Source organism: Campylobacter majalis (genome assembly GCF_905120465.1).
Classification (GTDB): domain Bacteria; phylum Campylobacterota; class Campylobacteria; order Campylobacterales; family Campylobacteraceae; genus Campylobacter_A; species Campylobacter_A majalis.
This window is the reverse complement of the sequence record NZ_CAJHOF010000048.1, coordinates 1-1,214: the sequence shown is the minus strand read 5'-3', so window position 1 is coordinate 1,214 and position 1,214 is coordinate 1. Positions and strand designations below refer to the sequence as shown.

The 1,214-nt window shown below is 26.8% G+C and carries 3 protein-coding genes; all 3 read right to left on the bottom strand.

Annotation, left to right across the window (positions count from 1 at the left end):
• Nucleotides 1-537: hypothetical protein (locus LQU93_RS09865; RefSeq protein WP_229933715.1), on the bottom strand; the 537-nt coding region annotated here is incomplete at its 3' end.
• A gap of 17 nt (nucleotides 538-554) precedes the next feature.
• Nucleotides 555-905, bottom strand: a complete 351-nt coding sequence (locus LQU93_RS09860) for a DUF6984 family protein (RefSeq protein ID WP_229933714.1) — start codon at nucleotides 903-905, stop codon at nucleotides 555-557.
• Nucleotides 898-1,214, bottom strand: a 317-nt coding sequence (locus LQU93_RS09855) for a hypothetical protein (RefSeq protein ID WP_229933713.1), incomplete at its 5' end; no start/stop codon positions are given. The genes LQU93_RS09860 and LQU93_RS09855, both read right to left, overlap by 8 nt.

Genomic DNA, 1,214 nt, shown 5'->3' with positions numbered 1-1,214 from the left:
ATATAAAAGTCCAACATAATCAAAAAACCCTGAGACTTTTGCATTTTGGACTGTTGCGATTAAATGAGTAGCCTTTGTAATAGCTGTGGCTTTATTATATTCATCTTCTATTTCTTTCCTACCATCTTTTGTAAATAACCTTGTATCTATTAAGGCATCTATATTTGAACTAATGTTTGTATTGCAAAGGTTTTTGTTTATCTTTTTTGTATCTCTATTTAGTCTTGTTAGGTCATCTGAGTTTGATAGATTGTTTGTTTTGTTTGATTGAAGGTTATTTGGTTCATCTTTGCTTAAATTTGATATGTTTGTATTTGCTACTATTAAATTTCCTTGTCCTATTGTAGCTAGTGTTTTACTTGATAAATAACCTTGGTTTTGTGAATTTGAATAATTTACGCTTGTGATTTTGGAGTTTAGATTTGATACAGCGATACTGTGTGGGTTTGTAAATTTTATAATAGAAGCATGGAGTATTGCTTGTGACAATAAACATACTACAATTAAAAATAAATTTGTTAGTTTATTTGGTATCATTAATTATTCTCTGTTATTTATATAAAAAATTCCCTTTCATTTGTTGGCAATTGAATCAAATCATTTTCACCTAATTTTAATATATCAATACAATATAAATACTGTTTATCAATATACGCCAACAATATTACTTCGCAAATAATTTTATCGACATCATAAAAATAGACCTTTGAAATATTAGTCGAGCGGTTGTTTTTCGGATCAATTTTGGTCTCATAAACAAAATCAAAACTGCCACTACTATCACCCCAATTTATAATTGTATTTGAATATATAAAATTTATATTTCTATATTTTTCTTTTATATTTCCCAACAATACTTTGAGTAGTAATTTTTCATTTTTTGTCATACATCTAATATTATTCAACAATTGTTATCCTTCCAATATTATAACTGCCGTCGCTTAATCTAAAAGGTCTATATTCAATCTTGTAGCCATCTATTTTTATGGAATAACTTTGTTTGGTTTTATCCGCTTGTTTAATAAAATCTTTTTTTATCTCATTTTTTGCATAATCAACATTTAAATTTGTTTCATTTTTTATGTGTCTTTCTGCATGATATTTTTGATTTTTATTGTTTCCAAATCTGATTTCAACCTCTGTATTATTCCCACTCTTTACAAATTCCCCATCCACCTTATCTAACTTTTTGGCACTCTTTATAATACCATAAG